The organism is Acetobacter cerevisiae (assembly GCF_001580535.1).
Taxonomy (GTDB): Bacteria; Pseudomonadota; Alphaproteobacteria; order Acetobacterales; family Acetobacteraceae; genus Acetobacter; species Acetobacter cerevisiae.
The window spans coordinates 1-5,387 of the sequence record NZ_LHZA01000071.1 but is presented as its reverse complement, the minus strand read 5'-3'; the positions used below and the strand labels follow the sequence as shown (position 1 = coordinate 5,387).

Sequence of the window (5,387 nt, the reverse complement as noted above, 5' to 3'; positions counted from 1 at the left end):
CCTTAGCGTATATCTGTGCCCGTTCTATGTACCGACCCCCATCAGGGACGTGGATTTCGGAGTGTGATCGTTCTCGACACCAACATCCTCTCCGAACTGATGCGCTCCGGGCCTGACGGGGCGGTGCTGACCTGGATGTCCCGCCAGTCCATGATGACCCTCTTCATCACGACCATTACACAGGCCGAGATCCTGTATGGGCTGGCGCTGCTGCCGGAAGGGCGACGGCGAGAGCTTCTGATCGCAGCTGCCCGTGCCATGTTCGAAGAGGATTTCTCCGGACGTATCCTGCCTTTCGACGGAGAGGCGGCCTGTGTTTATGCTGAGATCGCCTCCCGACGCCGGCAGGCCGGAGAACCCATCAGTCAGTTTGATGCACAGATCGCGGCCATCACGCAGTCCCGTGGCGCATTCCTTGCGACACGGAATACACGTGATTTCCTCAACTGCGGTATCACCCTCATCAATCCGTGGGACGAGGGGTAGGGAGGGCGTCAATGGCCGCCTGAATCCGGGCCAGATCGGCGTCCAGAAGAGCAAGAACCTGATCGGCCGGGACAGTGGGTTTCGTGCTGTTGCGTGCCTTGCGGATTGCATCCCTTTTGGCAGCCCGTTCGTCGGAAAGGTCCGTCATGGTCATGTCTTCATCGCCTCGTGTTTCGTGGCAGCGACAGGGGCAGAAATCCGCCATGCGTAATCGCAGACATTATCCAGCAATTCTGCTCGTTGTGTCTGACTGTAAGCCATAACGAAATCAGCGACAATTTTTTCTGGCACACCTTCCCGAAGAAGGTTGGCAGCCGTTTCCGCTATTTCCAGATTGACCGCCTCATTGAGCAAGACTAGAGCGTCCGTATCGGTCATACGCTTTGCTGCCTGTGAAACAAACCGGGCATTCAGATTCCACATCCATTGATGGCGATTGATCTTATCAGAAAACCATTCTGGAGAAGGGTATTCCGGAGCCATTAGGTATCCTCTTGAAGTGTCTGTGGTGGTCAGTTTCCAGGCCGTAAAATTGTTCTGTGGCCGAGATTACAGTCTGTCCGTTTTGGATGATCGTGTTTTGTCGTCAGCCTTGTTCCCGGTCCCTGTCGAAGGCATGAAGCCCCGCGCGTCTCCAGCGCGTTTTCAGGTCGTCCGGGGTGGTCTCATTTCCCCCCTGAAGCTGCCCCGCAATATCCAGAAAGGCTCCGAGCAGGGTGGCGCGGTCATCATCGGTCAGATCAACCAGTCCCGCCTTCTGAACCAGGCCACCCAGTTCGATCAGATGATGGGTCCGTTCCCGTCGCGCCTTCGCCCAGTCGCGCATGTCGTTCCGTGCCTTTCGTGCCTGATGGCGATGGATCAGGGCCGCCTGCTTTCTGATCTGTCTTTCAAGCGCCAGAAGCTCCGTTCTGATCATTTCCGGTTCCTTTCCGGCCGCCCTTTTTTGCGCTGGTCTGAAAGAACGTTGTCCCCCGTTCGGTCCACCTCGCGACGGCTTCGGGTTTGCCATCCGCCTGTTCGACAGCCGCAAGCAGTACCCCGGCCAGCGCCTCGATCGACAGGGTATCGGCTCCCGTCGCCTCGACCAGTTCACCGAGCTGGAGGGTTCTTTGCGCCTTAAGCTGCTTTGCCTTTTCCTGAAGCGCCTTCAGTTCCGCATCAATGTCCCGTGGCCTGCGCATTTCCGGTCCCCTGTCATGCTGGTCTGTGCCATACTCTATCACACAGCCGAGAACCGCGTCACTCATCCAGAGTAATCAATCCTTGTGCCGCAGTAAAATGTGAGTGCGCGCTTATACGTCACTTCGTGACGTGCGCTTTAGTGGTGTGATAGGATCGCACTCATGGCGATCTATCACCTGCATGCAAAGGTCATCAGCCGTGCCACCGGCCGGAGCGCCGTGGCGGCGGCAGCCTATCGTGCAGCGTCCCGCCTGCATGATGTGCGGCTGGATCGCGACCATGACTTTTCCAACAAGAGCGGCGTGGTGCATTCCGAGATCCTGCTGCCTGATGGCGCGCCGGAACGGTTTCTTGATCGTGCGACCCTATGGAACGAGGTCGAGGCAATCGAGAAGCGCAAGGATGCCCAGCTTGCCCGCGAGTTGGAGTTTTCAATCCCGCGCGAAATGACCCAGGCGCAGGGGATCGCGCTGGCACGGGATTTCGTGCGGGAGCAGTTTGTGGAACGCGGCATAGTTGCCGATCTCAATGTGCATTGGGATATTGGCGAAGACGGACAGGCGAAGCCCCATGCCCATGTGATGCTGTCCACACGATCGGTGGACGAGAATGGTTTCGGTGCGAAAGAACGCTCGTGGAATGACAAAGAACTCCTGCTGACATGGCGGGGGCGATGGGCGTCGCTCGCCAATGAACGGCTGGCCGAGCTGGACCTGGATGTGCGGATCGATCATCGGTCGTTCGTGGCACAGGGGATCGATCTTGAGCCGCAGAACAAGATCGGTCCGGCCGGCATGCGTCGGGAAGAGCGGGGCGAGGACGCGGAGCGGGTAGCTGACCATCTGGAGATCGCGCGACGCAATGGCGAGAGGTTGCTGGCCGAGCCGCATGTGGCGCTGGAGGCGCTGACCCGGCAGCAGAGCACATTTACCCGGCAGGATCTGGCGCGGTTCGTGGACCGGCAGACGGTGGATGCTGAACAGTTTACGGCCGTCATGGTTCGGGTGGAGGCGTGCCCGGAGCTGGTCTCTCTCGGGAAAGACGGTCACGGGCGGGAACGGTTCTCCACACGGGAGATGATCGGGGTCGAGCAGCGGCTGGAAGAAGCATCGTTCGCGATGGGGCAGTCCCAGGGTCATGCGGTGCCGCTGGCAGTGCGTCGGGCGGCGATGGCGCGGGAAGGGCTTGGGGACGAGCAGGCGCTGGCGGTGGGCGAGGTCACGAAGTCCCGCGACCTGTCTGTGGTGGTCGGTTATGCCGGGACGGGGAAGAGCACCATGCTGGGTGTGGCCCGTGCGGCATGGGAAGAGGCCGGGTACCGGGTGCGCGGGGCGGCGCTGTCGGGGATCGCGGCGGAAGGGCTGGAAGCGGGGTCTGGGATCGAGAGCCGGACGCTAGCCTCCCTGGAGCGGGCGTGGGAGCGTGGGTTCGACCTGCTGGAGCGCGGGGACGTGCTGGTGGTGGACGAGGCCGGCATGGTGGGGTCACGGCAGATGGAGCGGGTTCTGTCTGTCGCCCGCGAAGCCGAGGCCAAGGTGGTGCTGGTGGGTGATCCCGAGCAGTTGCAGGCGATTGAGGCGGGTGGAGCGTTCCGGGCGGTGGCCGAGCGGGTCGGGTCGGTGGAAATCACGAGCGTGCGCCGGCAGCGTAACGGCTGGCAGCAGGCGGCTACGAAGGAGCTTGCGACCGGACGGACGGAGCAAGCGCTGGGACGCTATGAGGCGGCTGGCTTGGTGCGCGGGCATGACACGCTGGAAGAGGCGCGGGCCGGGGTGGTGGCCGGGTGGGAGGAAGCCCGTCAGGCTGCGCCAGAAGAAAGCCAGATCATGCTGGCGCATCGGCGTGTCGATGTGCGGGCACTGAACGAGGCGGCACGCGCCATCCGGCGGGAGGCGGGTGAGCTGGGTGACGACGTGCTGGTGCCAACCGCCCAGGGCGAGCGGGTGTTTGCGGACGGGGAGCGGGTCTACTTCCTGCGCAATGACCGGGAGCTGGGGGTGAAGAACGGCACACTGGGCACGGTGCGGGGCATCGTGGGGTCGGCTGAGGCTGGGGATCTCGCAATGTCAGTGCAACTCGACGGGCCGGGTGGTGCCGGGACTGGCCGGGTCGTGTCCGTGTCGGTGGCGGAGTATGACGCGCTGGATCATGGCTATGCGGCCACCATCCATAAATCGCAGGGTGTGACGGTGGATCGGGCGCATGTGCTGGCGACGGGGAGCATGGATCGGCACGGGGCCTATGTGGCGCTCTCAAGGCATCGGGAGAGCGTGTCCGTCCATTGGGGCCGGGATGATGTGGGCGACCGGGACGGGCTGGTGCGGCGGCTGTCACGCGAGCGGCTGAAGGACACCACGCTGGATTACCCGCATGTCCGGGATCGGGATGCCGGGTTTGCGCGTCGGCGCGGGCTGCATGTCCCCGAGAGCGAGATCGTGGTGGAGCGTGAGAAGGCCGCCTCTGGCCCCCGGCAGGACAGGCAGGCCGAAGGTGTGCCTATGCCAGAGCCTGCGTCGGCACAGCAAAAACGCGGGATGTTCGACGGGCTGGACCTGTCCGTGCGGGGGCGTGGGCGGACGGTGGACAAAGACGTGTCGGCCGGGATGGATGCCGGGGCCGGGAAGGGAGAAAGTGGGGTTGAGCGTGAGGCTCATGTCTCTCCCTTTGTGGGTTTGAGGCTGCCCCGTGTGCAGCGTGAGCAGGTGCCGGCCGGGCTGGACGGGTTTGTACCGGGGAGTGACCCGCTTCAGCAGGCGGTGGAGCGGTATGCGCGGGCCTGGGTGGATGCCGAGCGCATGGTGCGCCAGGAGCTGCCGGTGCTGGAGCATCAGAAGAAGGCGCTGTTTGAAGCCGGGCGGGATCTGGAACGGGTCCGGCGTGGTGGTGAGGCGGATCTGCGGGCGGCGCTGAAGCATCAGCCGGAGATCCGGCAGGCGCTATATGGTCTGGAAGGTCCGGCACGGGCGCGCAAATTGGTCGAGGGGCTGGAGCATGAGGACAGGGTGCGGAAGAGTCCGGATCTGCGGGCAGCGCGGTTTGTGAAGGCCTGGGACGGGCTGAGCCGGGAGCAGCAGGGTGTGGCGCTGAAGGAGCTGAAGCGGGATGCGCAGCTTGAGTCCATTCTGCGGGAGAAAAGCCGCGAGCTGGGCATCCGGAAGGGATCGACGCTTGATCACGGGTTGCATCCCCATCAGCGGGAGCAGGCCCTCTCACGCTCCAGGTCGCGCGGTATGGATATGGGGATGTAATCTGCTTGAGAGAGGAGATGTTGATGTGTATAATTTTCACTGGAGATACACATCATGCGAACCAACATCATTATTGACGATACCCTCATGACAGATGCGCTGAAGGCGTCTGGCGTCAAAACCAAGAAAGAAGCCGTCGAACTCGGATTGCGGACGCTGATCAAGTTGAATCAGCAGCGGCAACTGCGTTCCATGAAGGGCAGGCTGGAGTGGCGGGGTGATCTCGACGCCATGCGTTCCGACGTATGATTCTGGTCGACGCGGAAATCTCACGGAAGGGTTGTACATCGGGTTAGATTATGAAAAGGTCTGTTTTGTAAAAAAGAAGTTTCCATAAGCATAAGAAAACCCGATGCAGACAGAGTGTAGCGCAGGCGCGTATGAGTTTCCAGCCTCCTGTGGACGGCGTGTTGTGGCCCGTTTTGACGGGGGTCGCATGAGTTCGGATGGGGGCGTCATTCTGGTGAA

General features: G+C 62.1%; 7 protein-coding genes. 3 read left to right on the top strand and 4 right to left on the bottom strand.

Translation table 11 applies throughout. The annotated features are described in order from the left end of the window. The first annotated feature begins 63 nt into the window (after nt 1-63). A complete protein-coding gene (locus AD928_RS00810; RefSeq protein ID WP_019088717.1) occupies nt 64-486 on the top strand; it encodes a type II toxin-antitoxin system VapC family toxin in 423 nt (140 codons plus the stop codon). Here AD928_RS00810 and AD928_RS14900 read toward each other — a convergent pair. The 4 genes from AD928_RS14900 to AD928_RS00795 all read right to left on the bottom strand — a co-directional run bounded on the left by AD928_RS14900 (nt 464) and on the right by AD928_RS00795 (nt 1,736). Continuing rightward, complete coding sequence (locus AD928_RS14900; protein ID WP_167347325.1) at nt 464-634, bottom strand: hypothetical protein; 171 nt, start codon at nt 632-634, stop codon at nt 464-466. The genes AD928_RS00810 and AD928_RS14900 overlap by 23 nt on opposite strands. Nucleotides 635-636: 2 nt before the next feature. After that, nucleotides 637-969 (bottom strand): hypothetical protein, encoded by a 333-nt coding sequence (locus AD928_RS00805; RefSeq protein WP_011251580.1) that lies wholly within the window; start codon nt 967-969, stop codon nt 637-639. Nucleotides 970-1,072: 103 nt separating this feature from the next. Further along, nucleotides 1,073-1,312, bottom strand: coding sequence for a conjugal transfer protein TraD (locus tag AD928_RS00800; RefSeq protein WP_061491522.1), 240 nt, complete (start codon nt 1,310-1,312; stop codon nt 1,073-1,075). 64 nt (nt 1,313-1,376) lie between these two features. Next, complete coding sequence (locus AD928_RS00795; RefSeq protein WP_062247498.1) at nt 1,377-1,736, bottom strand: conjugal transfer protein TraD; 360 nt, start codon at nt 1,734-1,736, stop codon at nt 1,377-1,379. Nucleotides 1,737-1,832: 96 nt separating this feature from the next. Here AD928_RS00795 and traA point away from each other — a divergent pair, with 96 nt between their 5' ends. Both traA and AD928_RS00785 read left to right on the top strand, forming a co-directional pair. After that, nucleotides 1,833-4,919 carry a Ti-type conjugative transfer relaxase TraA gene (gene traA / locus AD928_RS00790; RefSeq protein ID WP_062247496.1) on the top strand — a complete coding sequence of 1,029 codons (3,087 nt, stop codon included), beginning with the start codon at nt 1,833-1,835 and terminating at the stop codon, nt 4,917-4,919. Between the two features lie 54 nt (nt 4,920-4,973). Then, a complete protein-coding gene (locus AD928_RS00785) occupies nt 4,974-5,168 on the top strand; it encodes a type II toxin-antitoxin system VapB family antitoxin (RefSeq protein WP_010516209.1) in 195 nt (64 codons plus the stop codon). Nucleotides 5,169-5,387 lie beyond the last annotated feature (219 nt).